Source organism: Streptomonospora sediminis (assembly GCF_054778995.1).
On sequence record NZ_BAAGYZ010000029.1, the window covers coordinates 23,092 to 43,071 of the forward strand.

Annotated in this window: 18 protein-coding genes; 13 read left to right on the top strand and 5 right to left on the bottom strand. The window is 72.2% G+C overall.

What is annotated here, in order from left to right; genetic code table 11:
* Nucleotides 1-127: 127 nt before the first annotated feature.
* The gene (locus ACYVD5_RS07580; protein ID WP_461000211.1) at nucleotides 128-1,063 is read left to right on the top strand and encodes a DUF389 domain-containing protein; all 936 of its coding nucleotides are present in this window, start codon (nucleotides 128-130) and stop codon (nucleotides 1,061-1,063) included.
* A 124-nt stretch (nucleotides 1,064-1,187) separates the two neighbouring features.
* Entirely contained in the window at nucleotides 1,188-1,421 is a 234-nt protein-coding gene (locus tag ACYVD5_RS07585) for a hypothetical protein (RefSeq protein ID WP_461000212.1), read from the top strand.
* A 287-nt stretch (nucleotides 1,422-1,708) separates the two neighbouring features.
* On the opposite strand, the gene ACYVD5_RS07590 is transcribed toward ACYVD5_RS07585, so the two are convergent.
* Nucleotides 1,709-2,782, bottom strand: a complete 1,074-nt coding sequence (locus tag ACYVD5_RS07590; RefSeq protein WP_461000213.1) for a glycoside hydrolase family protein — start codon at nucleotides 2,780-2,782, stop codon at nucleotides 1,709-1,711.
* A gap of 215 nt (nucleotides 2,783-2,997) precedes the next feature.
* Here ACYVD5_RS07590 and ACYVD5_RS07595 point away from each other — a divergent pair, with 215 nt between their 5' ends.
* From ACYVD5_RS07595 to ACYVD5_RS07620, 6 genes are all read left to right on the top strand, one after another.
* Entirely contained in the window at nucleotides 2,998-4,095 is a 1,098-nt protein-coding gene (locus tag ACYVD5_RS07595) for a LacI family DNA-binding transcriptional regulator (RefSeq protein ID WP_461000214.1), read from the top strand.
* Nucleotides 4,096-4,207: 112 nt separating this feature from the next.
* A complete protein-coding gene (locus tag ACYVD5_RS07600; protein WP_461000215.1) occupies nucleotides 4,208-5,830 on the top strand; it encodes an FAD-dependent oxidoreductase in 1,623 nt (540 codons plus the stop codon).
* A 97-nt stretch (nucleotides 5,831-5,927) separates the two neighbouring features.
* Complete coding sequence (locus tag ACYVD5_RS07605; RefSeq protein WP_461000216.1) at nucleotides 5,928-8,189, top strand: hydantoinase/oxoprolinase family protein; 2,262 nt, start codon at nucleotides 5,928-5,930, stop codon at nucleotides 8,187-8,189.
* On the top strand, nucleotides 8,186-8,932 hold the full coding sequence (locus tag ACYVD5_RS07610; RefSeq protein WP_461000217.1) for a hypothetical protein: 747 nt from the start codon (nucleotides 8,186-8,188) through the stop codon (nucleotides 8,930-8,932). The genes ACYVD5_RS07605 and ACYVD5_RS07610 overlap by 4 nt, the downstream gene beginning before the upstream one ends.
* The gene (locus ACYVD5_RS07615) at nucleotides 8,929-10,299 is read left to right on the top strand and encodes a transporter (RefSeq protein WP_461000218.1); all 1,371 of its coding nucleotides are present in this window, start codon (nucleotides 8,929-8,931) and stop codon (nucleotides 10,297-10,299) included. The genes ACYVD5_RS07610 and ACYVD5_RS07615 overlap by 4 nt, the downstream gene beginning before the upstream one ends.
* A 79-nt stretch (nucleotides 10,300-10,378) precedes the next feature.
* A complete protein-coding gene (locus ACYVD5_RS07620) occupies nucleotides 10,379-11,029 on the top strand; it encodes a DUF6518 family protein (RefSeq protein WP_461000219.1) in 651 nt (216 codons plus the stop codon).
* Between the two features lie 118 nt (nucleotides 11,030-11,147).
* Here the strand turns inward: ACYVD5_RS07620 and ACYVD5_RS07625 are convergent, their stop codons facing one another.
* The gene (locus ACYVD5_RS07625) at nucleotides 11,148-12,356 is read right to left on the bottom strand and encodes an amidohydrolase family protein (protein WP_461000220.1); all 1,209 of its coding nucleotides are present in this window, start codon (nucleotides 12,354-12,356) and stop codon (nucleotides 11,148-11,150) included.
* 123 nt (nucleotides 12,357-12,479) lie between these two features.
* Between ACYVD5_RS07625 and ACYVD5_RS07630 the strand changes: the two genes are divergently transcribed.
* On the top strand, nucleotides 12,480-13,094 hold the full coding sequence (locus tag ACYVD5_RS07630) for a TetR/AcrR family transcriptional regulator (RefSeq protein WP_461000221.1): 615 nt from the start codon (nucleotides 12,480-12,482) through the stop codon (nucleotides 13,092-13,094).
* An 84-nt stretch (nucleotides 13,095-13,178) separates the two neighbouring features.
* On the opposite strand, the gene ACYVD5_RS07635 is transcribed toward ACYVD5_RS07630, so the two are convergent.
* Nucleotides 13,179-13,742 carry a hypothetical protein gene (locus ACYVD5_RS07635; RefSeq protein ID WP_461000222.1) on the bottom strand — a complete coding sequence of 188 codons (564 nt, stop codon included), beginning with the start codon at nucleotides 13,740-13,742 and terminating at the stop codon, nucleotides 13,179-13,181.
* A gap of 290 nt (nucleotides 13,743-14,032) precedes the next feature.
* The gene (locus ACYVD5_RS07640; RefSeq protein ID WP_461000223.1) at nucleotides 14,033-14,587 is read right to left on the bottom strand and encodes an ATP-binding protein; all 555 of its coding nucleotides are present in this window, start codon (nucleotides 14,585-14,587) and stop codon (nucleotides 14,033-14,035) included.
* Nucleotides 14,588-14,815: 228 nt separating this feature from the next.
* On the opposite strand from ACYVD5_RS07640, the gene ACYVD5_RS07645 reads away from it, so the two are divergent.
* Together ACYVD5_RS07645 and ACYVD5_RS07650 are read left to right on the top strand one after the other, a co-directional pair.
* Nucleotides 14,816-15,679, top strand: coding sequence for a helix-turn-helix domain-containing protein (locus ACYVD5_RS07645; protein WP_461000224.1), 864 nt, complete (start codon nucleotides 14,816-14,818; stop codon nucleotides 15,677-15,679).
* Nucleotides 15,676-15,990, top strand: a complete 315-nt coding sequence (locus ACYVD5_RS07650; protein ID WP_461000225.1) for a DUF397 domain-containing protein — start codon at nucleotides 15,676-15,678, stop codon at nucleotides 15,988-15,990. The genes ACYVD5_RS07645 and ACYVD5_RS07650 overlap by 4 nt, the downstream gene beginning before the upstream one ends.
* Before the next feature lie 152 nt (nucleotides 15,991-16,142).
* Here the strand turns inward: ACYVD5_RS07650 and ACYVD5_RS07655 are convergent, their stop codons facing one another.
* Nucleotides 16,143-17,714 (bottom strand): IS701 family transposase, encoded by a 1,572-nt coding sequence (locus ACYVD5_RS07655; protein ID WP_461000226.1) that lies wholly within the window; start codon nucleotides 17,712-17,714, stop codon nucleotides 16,143-16,145.
* Between the two features lie 294 nt (nucleotides 17,715-18,008).
* Here ACYVD5_RS07655 and ACYVD5_RS07660 point away from each other — a divergent pair, with 294 nt between their 5' ends.
* Entirely contained in the window at nucleotides 18,009-19,229 is a 1,221-nt protein-coding gene (locus ACYVD5_RS07660) for an MFS transporter (RefSeq protein ID WP_461000227.1), read from the top strand.
* Entirely contained in the window at nucleotides 19,216-19,968 is a 753-nt protein-coding gene (locus tag ACYVD5_RS07665; RefSeq protein WP_461000228.1) for a MerR family transcriptional regulator, read from the top strand. Before ACYVD5_RS07660 ends, ACYVD5_RS07665 begins: the two co-directional genes overlap by 14 nt.
* Nucleotides 19,969-19,980: the final 12 nt, after the last annotated feature.

A 19,980-nucleotide genomic window follows, 5' to 3' on the forward strand; every position in this document is an offset into this window, starting at 1 on the left:
GGCAAGCGCTACCGGCAGCGGCCATTCCCGCCAAACCGGCGCATACCAACCGTGTCCAGGCTCTAAGGTAGTTGCTTCGCTGTTTGCGACAGGTATGAAAGGGCGCCGGGCATTGCTGCACCTGAGGGTGATCTCACCGTACGAGCGGACCGACGACGTGCTCGACGTGCTGAAGAACGAAGTCGGGGTCGCCCACGTCGTGGTGTTCGAGGGTGCCGCGGTGCAGCCGCCGGGGGACGCGGTCGAGGCCGACCTCGCGCGCGAGTGCGTCGACTCGGTCCTGCTGGAGCTGGCGGCCCTCGATATCGACCACAACGGCGCCATCACGCTGGAGGCACTGGAGACCACGCTCTCCGACACCGCCGACACCGCACGTGCCGACGCTCCCGGCCACGGCCACGAGGCGGTGGTCTGGGACGAGTTGATCTCCCGCGCCGACGACGATTCGCACCTCAACTGGGTCTACCTCACCTTTCTCACCCTCGGGCTGATGATCGCGGCGGTCGGCGTGGTGACCAACTCGCCGGTGACCGTCGTGGGCGCCATGGCCGTCGCCCCCGACTTCGGGCCGCTCGCGGCGTTCGGCGTGGGGCTGATCGGCCGCCGTTGGGACCTGGTGCGCCAGTCGGCGCTGACGACCGCGGTCGGTTTCGGCGCCGCCATGGCGATCACCGGCGTGTTCATGCTGGTGCTGGAGTCGACCGGGCTGGTGGCCATCACCGCACCGGGCCTCAGCGACCAGAGCCAGGTCGACTTCATCTACGACGTCGGCCCGTTCTCGCTGATCGTCGCGCTGCTCGCGGGCACCGCCGGCATGCTCAGCGTGCTCTCGGCAAAGTCCTCGGCGCTGGTGGGCGTGTTCATCTCGGTCACCACGGTGCCCGCAGCCTCCTACGCGGTGGTCGCGGCGACCCTGACCGACTGGGGCCGGGCGGTGCAGTCGCTGGAGCAGCTCGTCGTCAACCTCGTCGGGATCATGGTCGCCGCCACCGTCGTGCTGGCCGTGCGTACACGCAGGGAGCACCGCACCGGGCAGAGCGGGCGCCCGCTCAGCAAGGGCTGAGCACCCGCCGGCGCGCGAGCCGGCGGCGCCGGCAGCGCCACGGGCGCCGGTCGGCGTACATGGCTGCGGGAACTTCGGGCAGCGGGTCCATGGGCCGAGAACTCCGCTTCGAGGGAGGAGAACCATGGCAACGACGACGCCGGCCACCCCGCTGAAGGACAAGAACTACAACCTGGTGTGGGCGGTGCAGCAGTCCCTGGAGAACGTGTACCGGCTGCAGACCTTCATCGAGGATGCCGAACGGGAGGGCGACCAGGAGGTCGCCGCCTGGCTGCGCCGCATCCAGGAGAACAACCAGAAGGCCGGCGACCAGGGCAAGCGCATGCTGGTCCAGCGCCTTCAGGCCGAAGGCGGATGACCGGCGCAGCCGCGCCGTGAATCCGCGCGGCACCCGACACGTCCGCGGCCGCCGCCGGGGACCGCCCTGGGCGGCGGCCGCTTGTTGTTCGGGGCTTGGCGGGCCTGCGGCTCCGCCGGGCCGTGCGGTCTGCCGGTCTGGCGACCTGCAGATCTGCCGGTTTGTCGACTTGCCGAGCCGCCGACCCGTTGACCCGTCGGTCTGCCGACCTGCCGGCCCGCAGATCGGCCGGTTTGCCGACTCACCGACTCGGCGGCCCGTTCGTGCACCGATCCTGCCGCGACCGGTCAGGCGCGCGCGACCGCGATGGTTGCGCCCAGCCGGTGGCCGGCCTCGTACAGCATGTACTGCGTTCCGCGGTGCGAGCCGTAGGAGGGCGCCGCCGAGCGGCCGTTGTCCGGCGCCCCGGCCATCGGCTCGTGCACGGTGCCCAGGTGGCGGCGGAGCGAGAAGTCGCGGCCGACCTCGGTGAGCCGGATGTCGCCCTCGCTGGTGTGGTACGCGACGCAGGTGCGCCCGCGGCGCTCGACCAGGTGCGGTCCCGACAGGTTCTCCACCCCCACTGCGGCGTGGTCGATCAGCGGGTCGGGGTCGACGTCGAAGGTGATGCCGTCCTCCGACCAAGCCCAACCGATCGAGCGGTGGTCGGTCGCGGTGTCGCTGCGCATGAACACCATCACGTAGCGGGATCCGCGGTCGGGCAGCGGGTGCTCGAACACGCGGGCGTAGGAGGCCTCCTTGGTGCCTTCGGGCAGCATCGCCGTGGTCACGACTTCGCCCTCGTAGGTGAAGTCGACGCCGTTGCGGGACCGCGCCAGCCGCGTGGTGGAGTTCTCGCCGTGGAAGTACAGCCACATCTCGCGCTCCCGGGTGTTCCACAGCACGTGCGGCGAGGAGACGTGGCTGACCGAGTAGTGCGGGGCCCAGTTGCGGGAGACGATCGGGTTGCCCGGGTGCTCGGTGTAGGGGCCTTCGGGGGTGTCGGCGTAGGCCAGGCAGATGCCGCCGGGCGCGTCGTGCGGGGCGTAGTACAGCAGGAAGCGGCCGGGGGCATCGGGCAGCCGCCCTGCGGTGCCGCGCAGGCAGGGGAAGATGAACTCGCCGGTGGGGTTGTAGGCCAGGTTCGCGGTGTCCAGGGCCTCCCGCACATAGGTGTAGTCGGGCAGCACCCCGGTGGCCGGCGGCCTTGCGGCAGGGGAGGCCGCGGCGGGTGCGGCGGCGAGTCCGCCGGCGGCGCCGGCGGCCGTGATCGCGGCGGCGCCGCGCAGCAGGGTGCGCCGGTCGATCCCTGCCGGGGTGCGGTGGTGCGCGGCATGCGCGGCGTCGGTCGCAGCGTGTGTCTCGGGCTTTGGCTCGGGCATGGGGCTCCCTTCCGGGATGCGCCGGGGTGGCGCATCCGGCCGTTGAGAGTGCGAGCTTCGACCAGCGCCGATGCCTCAGTCAAGAACCTAATACGTATTAACGAAACTTTTGCGTTTTCGGTAGGAAACCGACCGGAAACCCTTGACGCGGTGCTGTGGCACAGCTCAAAGTCGTGAGCTAATCCGCATTAGCTTGCGAACAGAGGAGATCACCGGTGTCCGACACCGTGCCGCAGTCCCCGGCACCAGCGCGTCCGCCCGGCCGGGCGAAACCCCGCCAGTCCGACATCGCCCGGGCGGCGGGTGTTTCCCAGGCGACGGTTTCGCTGGTGCTGCGCGGCGCCGCCACCGGTGTGGTCCTGGCGCCCGAGACGCGCCGGCGGGTGCTGGACGCCGCCGAGGAGTTGGGCTATGTCCCCGACCCCATCGCCACCCGCCTGGCCGCGGCGCGCAACGGCATGCTCGGGCTCTACACGTTCAGCACGACGTTCCCCACCGACGTGGCGCACTCGTACTACCCGGTGCTCGTGGGGGTCGAGGAGGAGGCCGCCGCGCAGGGCCAGGACCTGATCCTGTTCACCGGCGCCAGCCGGGCCGCCGCCACCACCCGCGACGCCGCAGCGGTGCGCCGGGTCCGCGCCGCCGACGGCTGCCTGTTCTTCGGCCGCCACGTGCCCGAGGACCCGATCCGCCGGCTGAGCGAGGACGGGTTCCCGTTCGCCTACATCGGCCGCCGCGACGAGCCCGGCATCTGCTACGTCGGCGCCGACTACGTCAGCGCGTCGGCCGAGGTCGCCGCGCGCATTGCCGCGCAGGGCCACCGCCGCGTCCGCTACCTGCGCGAGAACGACGACGCCCCCGCCTCCACCGACCGCGAGCGCGGTGTCGCCGAAGGTGCGCGCAGCGCCGGACTGGAGACCGCCGGCTTGGTCGAGCGCACCGACGGCGGCGACGTGGACGCCCGGCTCGCGCGCTGGCGCGCCGACGGTGTCACCGCGGTCATCACCGAGGAGACCGACACCGGTGCGGCGCTTTCCGGGCTCACCGCCGCTATCGCCCGCGCCGGCCTGAGCTGCCCCGGCGACCTGTCGCTGGCCCTGCTGGGCACCTCGGACGCCGTGGCCGCCCAGGCGGCTCCCGCGCTTGCCGGCACCATCAGCGGTTTCCGGGTGCCGCTGCGCGAGATGGGCCGCGACGCCGTGCGCCTGCTGCTCGACCGCATCGAGGGCGCCCCGGATGCCCGGCAGCACCGGTTGCTGGCCTGCGAGGCCGTGCCCGGCGCCACCATCGGCCCGCCGCCACCGAGCCGCTGATCCCTGAGCCGGTGAGCCGGTCCGGTCCGCACCGCGGCCCCGCCGGATCCGCCGCCCCGAACCCCTGCCCCCCGCCCCCTGACCACCGCAATCCCACCCCGAAAGGCCCGCAATGACCCAGAGCAGCACCGAGATCCTGGTCGTCGGAGGCGGACTGGGCGGCGTCGCCGCGGCCCTGGCCGCCGCCCGGTCCGGCCGCCGGGTCGTCCTCACCGAGGAGACCGACTGGATCGGCGGCCAGCTCACCTCGCAGGCGGTGCCGCCCGACGAGAACCCGTGGATCGAGCAGTTCGGCAGCACCGGCGCCTACCGGCAGGTGCGCGAAGACATCCGCGCCTACTACCGCCGCGCCTACCCCCTGCGCGCTGAGGCCGCCGCGTCGCCGACGCTCAACCCCGGGGCCGGGCGGGTCAGCAAGCTCTGCCACGAACCGCGGGTGGCGCTGGCGGTGCTGGAGGAGCTGCTCGCCCCGCACCGCGCGGCCGGACGCATCACCCTGCTCACCGGCCACCGGCCCGTGGCCGCGCACACCGACGGCGACGAGGTGCGCGCCGTCGACCTGGCCGACGGGCAGGGCGGCACGCACACCGTCGAGGCGGCCTACGTGCTCGACGCCACCGAGAACGGCGACCTGCTGCCGCTGGCCGGCGCCGAGTACGCGACCGGGGCCGAGGCCCGCGGCGAGTTCGGTGAGCCGCACGCTCCCGAAACCGCCGACCCCGCCAACCTGCAGGGCATTACCTACTGCTTCGCCGTCTCGCACCACGAGGGCGAGGACCACACCATCGAGCGCCCGGCCACCTACGGTTTCTGGCGCTCCTACCGCCCGGACTTCTGGCCCGGACCGCTGGTGGGGTTCACCGCGCCCGACCCGCGCACGCTCGAACCGGTCACCCGCCGCTTCGCGCCCAACCCCGACATCGACCCGCTGGCCGTTGCCGCCGACCAGAGCGCCGACGCCGGCGACAAGGAGCTGTGGGGCTTCCGCCGCATCCTCGCCCGCAAGCTGCACCGGCCCGGAGCGTTCGACTCCGACATCACGCTGGCCAACTGGCCGCTGAACGACTACTGGCTCAAACCCGCCCTGGAGATCGACGGGCACGCCGACGCCGAAACCGTGCGCCAGGCCCACGAGGAAGCCCGCCAGCTGTCGCTTTCGGTGCTGTACTGGCTGCAGACCGAGGCGCCGCGGCCCGACGGCGGCACCGGTTTTCCCGGCCTGCGGCCCCGCCCGGATGTCACCGGCGGCGAGCACGGCCTGGCCAAGGCCGCCTACGTGCGCGAGTCCCGCCGCATCAAGGCCGTCACCACGGTCACCGAGCAGGACGTGGCCATGGACATCGTCGGCCCCTACGGCATCACCCGCCGCGACGACGCGGTGGGCGTCGGCAGCTACCGCATCGACCTGCACCCCTCGACCGGCGGCGACAACTACATCGACATCCCCAGCGTGCCCTTTGAGATTCCGCTGGGCGCCCTGCTGCCGGTGCGGATGCGCAACCTGCTGCCCGCCGGCAAGAACGCGGGCACCACCCACATCACCAACGGCTGCTTCCGGCTGCACCCCGTCGAGTGGAACATCGGCGAGACCGCCGGCCGCCTGGCCGCGTTCTCCCTGGACAACGGCACCCGGCCGCACGCGGTGCGCGAGAAGGACGACCTGCTGGAGCGGTTCTGCGCGCTGCTGGACCGCACCGGGGTCGAACGGCGCTGGCCGGACGTGCGCGGCTACTAGGCCCAACGGCTCCAATGGGCCCTCCGGAGCGCCGGGTGCCGCCGTGCGCGGTGCCCGCGCTCCACCTTCCCTGCCCCGCCCTACGAAAGGTGCGGATATGACGCCCGAACCCCATCCCCCTGCTGAGCCGGTCGACGCGGCCGATTCCGGTACCCCCGCCGGAGCGCCCGGCAGTACCGATACGAGTGGAGCGAGCGGTGCCGCCGGTACCTCCGTGCGCATCGGCATCGACGTCGGCGGTACCTTCACCGACGCCGTCGCCGTCAGCGCCGACACCTTCGAACTGCTCGGTCAGGCCAAGGTGCCCACCAGCCACGGCCACACCGAGGGCGTCGCCCACGGCATCATGGCGGCGCTGGAGCGCCTGCTCGCCGACCTCGGAGTCAGCGCCGACGACGTCACCTTCCTCGCCCACGGCACCACCCAGGCCACCAACGCGCTGTTGGAAGGCGACGTCGCCGCGGTCGGGATCGTCGGTATCGGCACCGGCTACGACGCCTTCGCGACCGGCCGGCTGCGTTCGCTGGGCCGGCTCAAGCTCGACTCCGGCCGCCCCCTGCCCATCCACTACGCCGCGCTCAAGCACCCCGAGCGGGCGGGCGAGGCGCGCGCCGCGGTCGAGCGGCTGCGCGCAGAGGGCGCCGACGTGCTGGTGGCCGTCGAGCCGTTCAGCGTTGACGACCCCGAAGGCGAGGACGCCGTGGCCGCCGCGGCCGCCGAGGCGGAGATGCCCGTAACCGCCACCCACGACATCACCCAGCTTTACGGCCTGGGCAAACGCGCCCGCACCGCCGTCTTTAACGCCGGGGTGATGCCGCGGATGCTGGAGACCGCCGACCTGGTCGAACGCAGCATCACCAAGGCCGGCGTCAGCGCGCCGCTGATGGTGATGCGCTGCGACGGCGGCGTCATGTCGCTCGCCGAGATGCGGCACCGGCCGCTGCTGACGGTGCTTTCGGGACCGGCCGCCGGGGTGGCCGGGGCGCTGATGGGCGAGAAGGTCAGCGAGGGCGTGTTCCTGGAGACCGGCGGCACCTCGACCGACATCAGCGTCATCCGCCGCGGCCGCGTGCAGATCCGCCATGCGCGCCTGGGCGGCAAGGAGACCTACCTGTCGGCGCTGGACGTGCGCACCGTCGGCATCGGCGGCGGGTCGCTGGTGCGGCTCGGGGCCCAGCGCAGCGGCGCGGCCAAGGTCGCCGATGTCGGGCCGCGCAGCGCGCACATCGCCGGGCTGCCCTACGCCAGCTTTGCCGCGGCCGACGACCTGGCCGGCGCCAAGCTCGTCCGGGTCAGCCCGCGCGAAGGCGACCCGGCCGACTACGCGGTCATCGAGGCCGCCGGCGGGCGGTTCGCGCTCACCCTCACCTGCGCGGCCAACGCGGCCGGCCTGGTCGGCGCGGACGACTACGCCCGCGCCGACCCCGCGACCGCCCGCGCCGCGCTGGAGCCGCTGGCCCGCGAGCTGGGCACCGACGCCGAATCCGCCGCCCGCGACGTCCTGCAGCGGGCCACCGACCGCATCGAGTCAACGGTCGCCGGGCTCATCGCCGACCACGGGCTCGACCGCGACGTGTGCGACCTGGTGGGCGGGGGCGGCGGCGCCGCCACGGTCACCCCGTACCTGGGCACGCGCATGCGGCTGCAGGCCCGCATCGCCGCGCACAGCGAGGTCATCAGCCCGTTGGGTGTGGCCCTGGCGCTGGTGCGGGAGTCGGTGGAACGCATCATCCCCGGCGCCGGGCACTCCGACGTGCTGGCGGTGCGCACCGAGGCCGAGCAGGCCGTGCTGCGCCAGGGCGCCGACCCCGCCGCCGTCGAGGTGGACGTCACCGTCGATCCGCAGCGCAACCTGGTCTCCGCGGTGGCCACCGGCGCCACCGAGCTGCGCACCAAGGACCGCGCGCACAGCGCGGGCCCCGAGCAGGCCCGCAGCGCCGCCGCCGCCAGCCTGGGCGTCCCGCCGGAGCAGGTGCGCGAACTCGCCGCCACCGACCAGTACCGGGTGCTGGGCCACACCCGCCGCCCCACCGGACTGGCGCGCCGCTTCGCCCGCGAGCGCACCCGCGTGCGCGTCGTCGACACCGGGGGCGTGGTGCGGATGCACAGCGCCGACGCCCACGTCGACACCATGACCGCGGGTGCGGCGGATGCCCGGCTGAAGGAGCTGGTGGCTGAACGTACGGCCTACGGCGACGGTGGTTCCCGCGCGCCGGCCGTGTGGCTGCTGCTGGGGCCCAAGCTGGTGGACCTCTCCGGGGTGCTGGAGGCGGGGCACCTGCTCGCGCTGGCCGCCACCGAGACCAGCGGGCGCATGCCCGGCGAAGAGCTGGTCGCGATCATGGAGGAGCGGCGGTGAGCGCGCCGCCGCCCGGCGGTACGGCCGCACCGCGCCGCTTTGCGCCCGCCGAGCGCTACGCCGAGCTCGCCGCGCTGGACGACACCGGACTCGGCGCCGAGCTGCTCGCGTCCGCACCCACGCACGAGGGGCGCACCGGCGAGCGGCTGCGCGCCTGGGCGCGCACGGCGCTGGAGGTCGGCGCGGAGATGGCGGATGCGGAACGAGCCGCTGAAGGTACTGCGGCCGCTGCGGCCGGTGAAACCGCCGGAGCCGTGGGAGCGGCCGGTGCTGCGGACCCGCCGCGGGTCACCGAGTCCGCCGGCGGGCTGCGCCGCGATGAGGTGCTGCTGGCGGAGTACCGCCGGCGGGCGCGCGGCAGCGTGATCGTGCTCTACACCGACGCGCTGGACTACGCGCACAGCGTCGCTGCGGCTGCGGGCTGGGCGGCCGACTTCCCGCCCGAGACGGTGCGCGCGGCGGCCCTGTACCACGAGACCGCGCACCGGTTGCTGCACGGCAGCCCGGGCCGCGAGCTGCGGCGCCGGCTGGACCACACCGCGGCGGCCTGGGGGCGGCTGCGGATCCGCGGCCACGTTGTCGGCGCCGACGAGATCGCCGCCCACGCCTACGCGCAGCGCCGCGGCAGGATGCGGCGCAGCCCGCTGCTGCTCACGGCCGCCATCGCCGCGACCCTCTCCCACGCCGGCCCGCCCGCAGCGGCGGCAGCGGCGTCCATCCCCTTTCCCGGAGGTCCGAGATGACCGCAGTCGCAATCCTGGCGGTGATGGCGGTGGGCGTCGGCTTGATGCTCACCCGCCGGCTGCCCACCGCGTTCGCCCTCGTCCTGCTGTCCGTCGCCATCGCCCTGATTTCGGGCGCGCCGCTGATGGGTGAAAAGGACAGCGTCACCGGCACCGTCCTGCAGGAGGGGGCCCCGATGCTGGCCTCCACCATGGTGGCGATCCTGCTGGGCTGCTGGCTGGGCACGCTGATGTCGGAGACGGGTATCGCTTCGACGCTGGTCCGCAAGATTGTGGAGTTCGGCGGGGAGCGGCCGTCGGTGGTGGCGATCGGCGTGTTCGTCGTCGCGATCATGTGCGGCAGTATCACCGGCTCGGCCCCGGCGGCGATGCTCGCCGGTGTGGTGGGCATCCCGGCGATGATCGCGGTCGGGGTGCCGCCGGTGGTGGCGGCCGGCACCGTGCTGGTGGGCATCGCGGCGGGCCTGCCGCTGGAGCTGATCAACTGGCAGTTCCTCTCCGACGCGATCGGCGTGCCGGTTTCGACGGTGCAGCATTTCCAGCTGCGCATGTTCCCGATCGCGGTGGCCGGCGGCCTGGCCTACATCCTGATCGAGATGCGCCGCCGCGGCGCCCGCCACACGTGGGCGGTGCGGGTGCCGGCGGGCGGCGCGGGCGACGAGAGCGGCGGCACGGCGGAACCGGGCGGCGGCGACGGCGGCGGCTCGGGCCGCACCGGTGTCCGCACCCGCGCGGCCGGCCGCCGCGAGCGCCGCGGCGACGCGCCCTGGTACGCGCTGCTCACGCCCATCGTGCCGATCGCGCTCGCGCTGGGCCTGGAGGTCCCCATCGTCCCGGCGCTGCTGGCCGGGCTGGTGTTCGCGCTGCTCACCGCGGTCCGCTGGCGCGAGATGGCGTCGACGGCGCTGCGCACCCTGTACCGCTCCTTCGACGTGGCGGCGCCGCCCATCGTGCTGTTCATCGCGATCGGCATGCTGCTGGCCGCGGTCAACCTCCCGGGGGCGATCAAGGCGCTCAACCCGGTCGTCACCGCGATGAGCCCGAGCAACCCGCTGCTGTTCGTCGCGGTCTTCGCTGTGCTGGTGCCGCTGTGCCTGTACCGCGGCCCGATGAACATCTTCGGCCTGGGCGCCGGGGTGGCGGGCGTGCTGATCTCCGGCGGCATCTACCCGCCCCCGGCGGTCCTGGGACTGATGGCGTCCTACGGCCAGGTCCTCGGCGTCTCCGACCCCACCAGCACCCAAACCGTCTGGAGCGCCCAATACGCGGGCGTCCGCCCGGAACGCTCCATGCTGTCGACCATCCCCTACACCTGGGTGGTCGCCATCGCGGGCCTGGTCCTGACGGTGTGGCTGTACCTGCTGTAGCCGGCGTTAGAGTGTGCAGCCGTAGACCGGGCAACGGGTCGGCGCGGCCGCAACCACGCTGGGACGAGGAGCCGAAACCATGGACACCGACACGGCGCCGGCAGCGACCGCCGAGTCCCCGTTGCGGTCGAGCTTGGTACCCCTGGCGGCGGCGGTCGGTGGCGGCGCGCTGGCCGGGTGGCTGACCTCCCACGGACAGGGGGCGCTGCCGGACGCACTCGCGCCGCTGGCCAACTCGGCGGGATCGTGGAGCGTGCTCGCGTTCCTGCTGGCCATGCTCAGTCCGCGCCCGTTGGCCGCCGCGGCGGCCGGGGCGCTGGCACTGGCGGCTATGGTCCTCGGCTACAACCTCGCCTCCGGCAACTTCGTCTCGGTGCCGATGACAGGATTCTGGCTGGCCGCGGCCGTTGTGGTGGGGCCGGTACTGGGCTGGGGAGCCAACGGCGTCCGCCGGCGCACCCGGCTCGCCCCCTGGGCAGTGGGCGCTGTGAGCGGCGTGCTCGTCGGTGAAGGCGTGTACGGGTTGGTCGTCATCTCCGATACGACACCGCCCGCCTACTGGGCCGGTTCGATCGCTGCGGGTCTCGCCCTCCTCGCCTGGGCCTGCGTGCGCCGATTCGCCGGCCCGCGCGCCGTCCTGCTGAGCGCGGCGATCACCGCCGTTACCGCCGCGGCCTTCGTGGCCGCGTACTGGGGCGTCCCGTACCTGCTGCTCGCCGGAGTTCCGTAACCGGCCGGGTCCCGGGACCCGGGGGAACGGCAGCGGCATGAACGCCGTATTTCAGGTGCCGTACCGGCTTCGCAGGGGAATCGACCACAGCGACCCGGGGGAACGGCAGCGGCAGCGCTCAGGTACCGGCCTCGCCCGCCGATCCGGCCGGTGCCAGGCGGTGGCCGCGGCGCCAGATGGCGCGGGTGTTCAGGGTCGCGGAGAGCTGCGCGGTCGGGTCGCCGTCGACGAGTACCAGGTCGGCGGCCGCGCCCGGCTCGATCCGGCCGCGGTCGGTGAGGCCGAACCGGTCGGCGGTGCGCCGTGTTGCCGCGGCGAGCGCCTCGGCCGGGCTCAGGCCGCCGGCTTCGAGCAGGCGCAGTTCGCCGTGCAGGCTGGCGCCGTGCGCCATGCCCGGGACACCGAGGTGGGCCGAGTCGGTGCCGGCCAGCAGTTCGACCCCGGCGGCGCGGAGCAGTGCGACCGAGCGCAGTGCGGTGGGCAAGTGGGCGTTCCACCCGAGCTCCCGGCCGAGGTTGTCGCGCCATGCCGCATCCAGGCGCGAGGCCACACGCAGGTCGGCGCCCAGGCGCGGGCCTGCGCCGGCGGAGGCGGCGGAGGCGGTGACGGCCAAGGTGGTGATGACGAACATGCCCTGTTCGCGCATCCGGGCGATCAGGTCGTCGCTGATGGCCTCGTCGTAGTGCAGATGGGTGACTCCGTCCGCGCCCGCCTCGACGGCCACCCGGGTGGCCGCGGCGCTGAAGGTGTGGACCACTGCCATCGCCCCGCGTTCGTGGGCGGCCTCGACGGTCGCGGCGACCACCTCGGGCGGCACCACGGGCAGCGGCGTGCCGAACGCGGCGCCGTCCTCGACCATGATCTTGATGTACGCCGCGCCCTCGGCCAGGCGCCCCTCGACAAAGGCGGGCGCCTCGCTCGGGACGGTGGCGGTGGGCCACACCGGATCACCCAGGCCGCCCCGCAGCTGGTGGGGGTGCCCGTCCGGGTGGGCGAGCCCCCACGAGGCGGTGCGGAAGTCGGCCAGGTCGAACTCGGTCTGCACCTGCTTGCGCACCGGGGCGATGACATCCGGCACCGACATCATGTCCAGCTCGGTCGTCACGCCGAAGCGCAGCGCCGTGCGCAGCCCGTCCTCGTGGGTGTGGGTGTGGGCGTCGATCAGCCCCGGCAGCAGGGTCCCGCCGCCGCCGTCGACCACTTCCGCATCTGCGGGGACCTCGTGGCCGACCGCGGTGATGGTCCCGTCTTCGACCACGACCACCGAGGCATCTGCCACGTCCGTCCCGGTGAAAACCCGGGTGTTCGTAACAGCGAACCGGCTCACTGTGCCTCTCCTCCGTAAGCTGAGCAGCAGAATGTATTGTTCGGTACAGAAGTTCCGCGGCAGAACTGTATCAGCGAGTACAGAGTCTGTGTACCGCGAAGTACAGAACACGGAGAGGGCTCTATGGGACACATACCGACCACCGCGCGGGGCCGCGCGACCCGGGAACGCATCCTCGATTCGGCGGCCGACCTCATCCAGCAGCGCGGTGTCGCGGCGGTGACCTTGGACGATGTCGAACGCGCCGCGGGGGTCGGGCGCAGCCAGCTCTACCACTACTTCGACGACCGCGAAGATCTCGTCCGGTCCGTTGTGCACTCCACCGTGGACAAGGTGCTGGCCGCGCAGGAACCGCTGCTCCTGGACGTCGACTCGCTGGCAGGCATCGACCGCTGGTTCGACGCGATCGTGGCCAACGGGACCCGGCAGGACGCGGTGGGCGGCTGCGCGATCGGCTCGTTGGCCAGCCAGCTCAGCGGCTGGGACGACCTCACTCGGCAGGCGTTCGTGGACGCCTTTGCGCGCTGGGAGGCTCCCGTTATCGCGGGCATGCGCCGGATGCAGGAGTCGGGCGAACTGCGCCCGGACGTGGATGTGACGGAGCTGGCCGACCTCACCATGGCCGCCATCCAGGGCGGCCTCCTGCTGGCCCAGGTCCGCCGCACCCCGGACCAGCTCCGGCTCGCCCTGCGCGGTGCGCGTGCGGCGTTGGAGGACGCGCTTACCCCCGTGGGTTGAAGCGGGGCCGTCTGCCGCCTGCCGCCGGGCGGCCGGTGCGGCCGGCCGCACCGGCCGCCCGGGGCGGGACGGGGCGGTGGGGTGTCAGCCGATGAGGGCGTGCAGGTAGGCGAAGTGGCACAGGATGGCGATGGCGACCACTGCGCCGATGGTGCAGTGGAACAGGCCCTCCTCCCGGGCGGCGGTGCGGTCTTCGTCGTCGCTGGTGGCGCTGGTGCGGGGACGCGGATGGTCCCGGAGGCCGGCGCGGGCGTCGGCCCGGGTCGTTGCGCGGTGGGTGGCGCCGGCGCGGGAGCCGGACTCCGCGCAGGTGCCGGGGCAGGCCGGGCACGGGCAGGGTCGTGCGGGTGCGGGTGCGGGTGCCGGGGCAGGGCTGGGCGGCCAGGGCTCGGGGGTGTCGGTGGGGCGCGCGGCGGGCCGGTCGGCCGGTGCGATCTCGTCGGCGCGGCGGGCCGCCGGTGCGTGGTCGGACATCAGCAGCGGCGGTGCCAGTTCATCGCGGTGGAACGGGACCAGCTTGACGTACGGGCGCTGGCGCGGGGGCGCGGGCACATGATGCGCGCCCGCGCGGTGGCGCCTACCGGGGCGCCGACGGCGTTCGGGCGGGGGAGCGCTGCTGACCCGGCGGTCGGCGAGGCGTTCGGACATGGGAGGACTCCTTTGCGTGCACGGGGCGCGGGTCGTCGTGTGGACAGGTCGCCCAATCGACAAGCCGCAGGTCGATGTGTGGAGAGGCCGACAGAGACGGGCGGCAGAGACGGGCCGACAGAGACAAGTCGACAAGGGATAAGTCGACAAACCGGTACAGGCACAAGCACGGAACCGGGCAGCGAGGCGCCCGCCCCGCCCCCTCCGGTAGTTGCGGGGCGGGCGCCTACCGGCGCCGGGGTCCGGCCTCGGGCTCACGCAGGTGCCAGGGGGTAGTGGCACCGGCGGGCTCAGAGGTCGGACCAGGCGCTTCCATCGAGGTCGAAGGCCAGATGGAGCCAAATGTTGCGGTGGCCCCCCGCCCGTGTGTCGTCGCCCCAGGTGGTCGCCAGCGCGTCGACGATCGCCAGCCCGCGCCCGCGTTCATCGCCGGGAGTGGGGTTGTGTGCAGGACCGAAGGGGCGGCCAGGGACGGCGTTGGTGATGTCCCGCCGCCCCTGGTCGCGGCAGACAAGCGTCAGCCCGGCGGCGCTGCGCCGCACGACGAGCACGTACGTCCCGCCGGGGGCGCCCGACTGCGAGTGCCGCAGCGCGTTGCCGACGAGTTCGGACCCGAGCAGCGTGAACACGAACCGGAAGTCGGTGTTCTGGTCGGCGGCGCAGGTGTCCAGGAAGGCGCGCATCAGCGGCAAGAAGGCGGGCAGCCCGGGGAAGTCGTAGCGGCGCGACTTGAAGTTGGGCCGGTCAGGACGGCGGTTGAAGTAGTGCCGGTACAGCGGCGGGATGAGGCGGTGCAGCGGAACGGTCACCTCGGGGAGGGGAGGGACCGGAGCGATTGCGGGCATGAGAGCACTCCTCGCGGGTTCGAGGCATAGGGAGGCTGAAAAGGCGCCCGCGGAAGGGAGGCCGTTCGGCGGACATGACGGCGGACACCCAGTAGCGTGACCTGCACTCTTGCGGAAGTGAGTGCAGAAGTCGTTCACTACGACACGCACAGTAATAGTGAATCTCACTTTTCGCAAGACCAGTGAGTGAGGTGCCGGATACGTGGGGTTAGGTCTACACTCATGGCGATGCAGCGTCCACACAGTCCCTCGATCCGCCGTCGCCGTCTGTCGGCCGAGCTCAGACATGCCCGCGAAAAGGCTGGCCTGACTACACCGCAGGTCGTTCAGCACATGAAGTGGGCGGCAGGGAAGCTGAGTAAGATCGAGAACGCAGAGACACAGTCTGTTAAAGCTGCAGATCTGGATTCCCTGCTCGACCTGTACAAGATCACTGCTGAGTCGAAGCGTGATGCGTTGCATCAACTGGCCCGTGAGGCAAAAGACCGCGGATGGTGGGCCAAGTACAAGGATGTCTTCAAGAATGAAGCTTTGCCCGACTTCGAGGCTGAAGCGTCCTCGTTGCGTTGTTATGAGTCCCAGGTGCTCCCTGGTCTACTGCAGATCCCCGAGTACACGGAAGCGATCTTCAGGGGTAGCCGGTATACCGACGAACGGGAAGTACAGCGCCGGGTCGAAGCGCGCATGCAGCGGCGGGGAGTCCTGACACGATTCGAGCCGGTGCGTCTGAGTGCGGTGATCGATGAGGCTGTACTTCACCGCACGGTGGGAAGTACAGCCGTCATGATCCGGCAGCTTGAATATCTTCTTCATATGGCGCAGATGCCACACATTGACGTCCAAGTCTTGCCGCTCACGAACGGTGCGCATGCAGCCCTGACCGCACCGTTCACCATATTGGACTTCCCCAATCCCATTGACCCGACCATCGTTTGCATCGAGATGTTGGCCCAAGCTTTGTACCTGGAACTTCCTGATGAGATACAGGTGTATACGGTGACTTTTGGAGACGTGCAGGGCTCAGCGATCAGCGCGTCGGAGTCCGCTCGACTCATCAGGGACCGGGTCTCCTACCTAGAGGGCATCTCATGAGTGATGAAGCACTGAGGTTTCGGAAGAGCAGTTACAGCGGCCAAGGCGTGAACTGCGTCGAGGTCGCTCACATCCCCACGACGTTCCGCAAGAGCCCCCACAGCGGTCAAGCTCCAAACTGCGTCGAGGTCGCCAACCACCCCACCGACTTCCACACCAGCACCCACAGTGGCCACGACCAGAACTGCGTCGCCGTCGCCGAGTCCTCCACCGGTGCCGCGATTCGCGACTCCAAGTACCCGGACGCCGGCCATCTCTCCTTCAGCGCAGCCGAGTGGACCGCCTTCTTAACCGCCGTCAAGACCGGCTGATCACCCGCTCCCACCCGCCCGCCCCCGCCACCCCGCGCCCGGACACGGCCTCATCCGCGGGGGTGATCCCGGTGACCATGCGGAAATGCCGTGATCCGGCGCCCTCGGCTTTCGTGGTTTGGGGTGGGATGTCTGCTTCGGTGGGATGCCGCTCAGGCGGCGATGGCGGGCAAGTCGTAGACGATCTCGCGGATTAACCGCACGACGCGCAGGTCACCCACCCTGGCCGATATTCGATGATCGATGATCTCGCGTTGCAGGGCCGCGAGCATGTCCGCGAAGGCCGGAGCGGTCTTGGAGGCATACCAGGGATGGGCGCGGCGGCGGGCCGCGACATCGGCGACCGCGTCGCCGTGGCGGTGGTACCAGAGCACGACGAGGCTGTAGGACAGCAGTTGCAGCGGCACGGTGCGCTCGACGGCGGCGCGGGTGCGGTTGCGGGCCTGCTCCAGCCCCAAGTGGGCGCGGGTGTCTTGGAAACAGGTCTCGATGGGCCACCGGTCGGCGTAGCGGTCCACGACCTGTTCGGCGGGGCTGGTGACATCGGTGGTCAACAGCGCCAGGTCCAAGGCCCGGGTGCCCGCGTCGTGGCGCACCAGCAGCAGCCGCACCGGGGTGCGGCCCAGCGAGCGCGCCCACCGGCACTCGATCGCGGCGATGCTGCGCCCGGGCACCCGGGTGGGGGTGAAAGCGGCCCGGCCGGCGATGTGGGCGGGCGTTCCCAGCCGGGCCCCGCTGATGGCCGGCCGGCCCGGGCGTGTGGGGGTTCCCGGAGCCGCAGGCGGGGCGGGACCGTCCAGGACCGCCGAGGACATCAACCGGAAGGTCCAGGTCATATTGGGGGGCAAGGCCCGCAGGGCGGGACTGTGGTAGGCGGCGTCGGCCACCACGTGGATCATGCGGTCGGGGAACAGGCGGGCCTGGCGGGCCCCGAGCGCGATCGCGGTCTCGGTCTTGGTGGGCCGGTGGCTGTCCCCGGCGGGTTCCAGCACCCCTTCCAGCGCGGCCTCGTGGTCGGCGCGGGCGCCGGCGAGTGCGCGTTCCTGCGCGGCCACGCGCCGGTGCAGGGCGGGTTTGGGGTCGGTTCCGGGCAGGCGGTGGCCCCGGGGTAGGGCGGCTTCGGCCTCCAGGCGCATGTGCAGGCCGCGGCGGGCCTGGTCGTAGCGGTGCCGGGCGCGTTCGAGCGCGCAGGCGGTGCGGGCGCAGGCCGAGAGCCGCGGGGCCGGGGCGGGTGCGGGCCGCCAGCAGCGGGCCAGGGTGGGCAGTGCCAGGGCGCGGTTGCGGCCGCCCGCGCGCACGGCCAGGGCGGTGACGACGAAGCACACGCCCCAGCCCAGCTTGCGGGGGCCGGGTGCGGCTCCGTCGTGCTGGCGCAACCGTGCGGAAACCGTGCTCCCGCTGCGTTTGACGAGGGTGTCGTCGACCGCCAGGGTCAGCGCCTCGCCGGGGGCGGTGCAGGTCCGCACCACCAGCCGGGCCGCTGTCTCGCCCAGGCGGTCCGGGCTCCACCGGCGTTGCGCGAAGAAGGCGTGGGCGCGGTCGTGGGGCCAGGTCCGCGCGAGGCCGGCGCCGGTGAGCATGCCGCATACCGTGCGGGTGCCGGTGTGGGCGATCAGGCCGGTGACCAGGGCGGCGAACACCGCGAAGGTGGGGCGGGTGAAGCAGGGCCAGAAGTGGTTCAGCAGTTTCAGCAGCGATGGGGGTACCGTCGGGTTCGGGAGCATCAGCGAGCCTTTAGCCGGGACTGGTTGATGCTCCCCTTTTCTATGCCCGCCGGGCGGCTCTGGTGTCCAGAAACCGCTCACTCAAGGACACACCTGGACAGACTCCCGAAAACCACGAAAGCCGAGTAAAGCTGGGACCGGCATTTCTGCATGCTCGCCACCGACTTCGCGGCACCAGGAGTGCGGCTGGGGGCCGACCCTGCCCCGGAGGGGACCCGGGGAGGGCAACACCGGGCCACAAGCCGTTCTCTGCGCGCTTGACCCTGCCGTGGCGTCAGGGCTTTCGCTGGCCGCATGCCACTCGTCGCACTTGCCTACTACGCCTCTCATCTGCTGAGCCTGCTCGGCAACGGCATCGCCTCGGTGGCGCTGCCGCTGATCGTCTTGCAGAGTACGGGCAGCCCGCTGGGCATGTCCGCCCTGGCGACCGCGACCGCGGTCCCCTCCGTCGTGGTCGGCCTCCTTGGCGGGGTGGTCATCGACCGGATCAACAGGCGTACGGCATCGGTGGTCTCGGATGCCATCTCCGCCGCGGCGATCGCGGCGCTACCGCTCGTGGACATGCTGTGGGGTCTCGACCTCGTGTGGTTCATCGTGTTGGGCATCCTGGGCGCGTTCGGGGACGTGCCCGGCATGACGGCCCGCGAGGTCCTCGCTCCGATGGTGGCCCGGCACGCCGGTCTCGATCTGCGGCGCGTGGTGGGCGTGCGCCAGACCTTGACCTCGGTCGCGTTGGTGGTCGGACCCGCTGCCGCCGGTGTGCTGCTGGCCGCAGTCGACCCCATGGCCGTGCTGTGGATCACGGCGGCGACATCCGCGCTCGCAGCGGTGCTGACCCGGATGCTGCCGCGCCGCCTCGGGCAGGCCGGCTCTTCCCGCGCCGCGCGCCGGCCCGTGATGCGGGAGCTCGCAGATGGCCTGCTGGTCTTGGGTAGAAGCCGGTTCCTGCTGGGCACGACCTTCTTGGTGCTTGGTCTGGCCGTCGCACTCGGCGGACTGCAGGGGCTGGTGATGCCGGTGTACTTCGACCTCATCTCCCGTCCCGAACTGCTGGGCCTGGTCCTCACCGCCTTAGCGGCCGGAATGCTGGTCGGAGCGACGATCTACAGCGCCGTCGGTGCCCGGTTGCCGTCGCGGACATGGCTGGCGGCGGGGTTCATCGCCACCTCCGCGGGATTCGCGCTGATGGCCTCCCTCCACTCCCCGGCGGTAGTGTTCGCCGGGGCGGCAGCCCTGGGACTCGGCAATTCCGTGGTCGGAGCGGTCACCGGTGTCCTGCAGGTCCAGCACGTCCCGGGCGCTCTGCTCGGACGGGTGCTCAGCGTGAAGACGGCCCTGCTGACGGTTGCCGCGCCCGCGGGGATCGGGCTGGCAGGTGTGCTCGCAGAGTTCGGCTCGCCACTGCTGGCCGCGGCCGGCGTCACCGGGGTGTGGATCGTGGTGCTACTGGCCGTGATCGGTATGGGTGCCCTGCGCGACCTGGACGTGAAGGAGATGCCCGATGCTCAGCAGTGAACTCGCCGCCCTGGCCGGCGTCACCGTGCGCACGCTGCGCCACTACCACCAGATCGGGCTGCTGCCCGAGCCACCGCGGACATCAGGGGACTACCGGCAGTACGACGTCGGCCACCTCGTGCGCCTCTTGCGGATCACGCGGCTGACGGCGCTGGGTGTCCCGCTGTCGGCCCTCCCCGAGGTGCTGGACGATCCCGCGGTGGCCGAGGAGCTGCTCGACCAGCTCGATCGCCAGGCCGCCGCCGAGATCGAGCGGCTCACCGCCCGCCGCGCCAGTATCGACGTGCTGCGCAACACCGGGGCCCCGCCCGACCTGCCGCCGGAGCTCTCCGCCTGGCATGCGGCGCCCGATCCGGGCGTGCCCGAGGACATGGCCAGGTACGAGCGCGAGCAGCTCATCCTGATCGCTCACCTGTTCGGGGAGAACGGCGTGGCAAGTCTGACCGCCCTGCTCGATGTTCCGGAGGACGCCAGGGCGGCCTCCGCCGCGCTGACCGCGCGCTTCTACGCCCTGGATGCCGACACCCCGGACCACGAGGTCGAGGCGCTGCTCGATGATTGGGTCGAGCACATCCGACCGCTCGTGACGACCCTGGAGTCCGTGCCGTCCCTCGACCCCCTCGCCTCCGCGCTGCTCGACCAGCTCAGCGCGCGCAGCCTCCGCCCGGTGCAGCACCGCGTGATACGCACCCTCCAGCAGCGCGTCGCCCGGGAGCGGCGCGACGCACACGACACTTGAGCCCGACGCGGC

Coding starts and splice junctions, on each gene's coding strand:
- ACYVD5_RS07585 (WP_461000212.1), top strand. CDS start 1,188: ATGGCAACGACGACGCCGGCCACCCCGCTGAAGGACAAGAACTACAAC.
- ACYVD5_RS07590 (WP_461000213.1), bottom strand. CDS start 2,782: ATGCCCGAGCCAAAGCCCGAGACACACGCTGCGACCGACGCCGCGCAT.
- ACYVD5_RS07600 (WP_461000215.1), top strand. CDS start 4,208: ATGACCCAGAGCAGCACCGAGATCCTGGTCGTCGGAGGCGGACTGGGC.
- ACYVD5_RS07605 (WP_461000216.1), top strand. CDS start 5,928: ATGACGCCCGAACCCCATCCCCCTGCTGAGCCGGTCGACGCGGCCGAT.
- ACYVD5_RS07615 (WP_461000218.1), top strand. CDS start 8,929: ATGACCGCAGTCGCAATCCTGGCGGTGATGGCGGTGGGCGTCGGCTTG.
- ACYVD5_RS07620 (WP_461000219.1), top strand. CDS start 10,379: ATGGACACCGACACGGCGCCGGCAGCGACCGCCGAGTCCCCGTTGCGG.
- ACYVD5_RS07630 (WP_461000221.1), top strand. CDS start 12,480: ATGGGACACATACCGACCACCGCGCGGGGCCGCGCGACCCGGGAACGC.
- ACYVD5_RS07635 (WP_461000222.1), bottom strand. CDS start 13,742: ATGTCCGAACGCCTCGCCGACCGCCGGGTCAGCAGCGCTCCCCCGCCC.
- ACYVD5_RS07640 (WP_461000223.1), bottom strand. CDS start 14,587: ATGCCCGCAATCGCTCCGGTCCCTCCCCTCCCCGAGGTGACCGTTCCG.
- ACYVD5_RS07645 (WP_461000224.1), top strand. CDS start 14,816: ATGCAGCGTCCACACAGTCCCTCGATCCGCCGTCGCCGTCTGTCGGCC.
- ACYVD5_RS07650 (WP_461000225.1), top strand. CDS start 15,676: ATGAGTGATGAAGCACTGAGGTTTCGGAAGAGCAGTTACAGCGGCCAA.
- ACYVD5_RS07655 (WP_461000226.1), bottom strand. CDS start 17,714: ATGCTCCCGAACCCGACGGTACCCCCATCGCTGCTGAAACTGCTGAAC.
- ACYVD5_RS07660 (WP_461000227.1), top strand. CDS start 18,009: ATGCCACTCGTCGCACTTGCCTACTACGCCTCTCATCTGCTGAGCCTG.
- ACYVD5_RS07665 (WP_461000228.1), top strand. CDS start 19,216: ATGCTCAGCAGTGAACTCGCCGCCCTGGCCGGCGTCACCGTGCGCACG.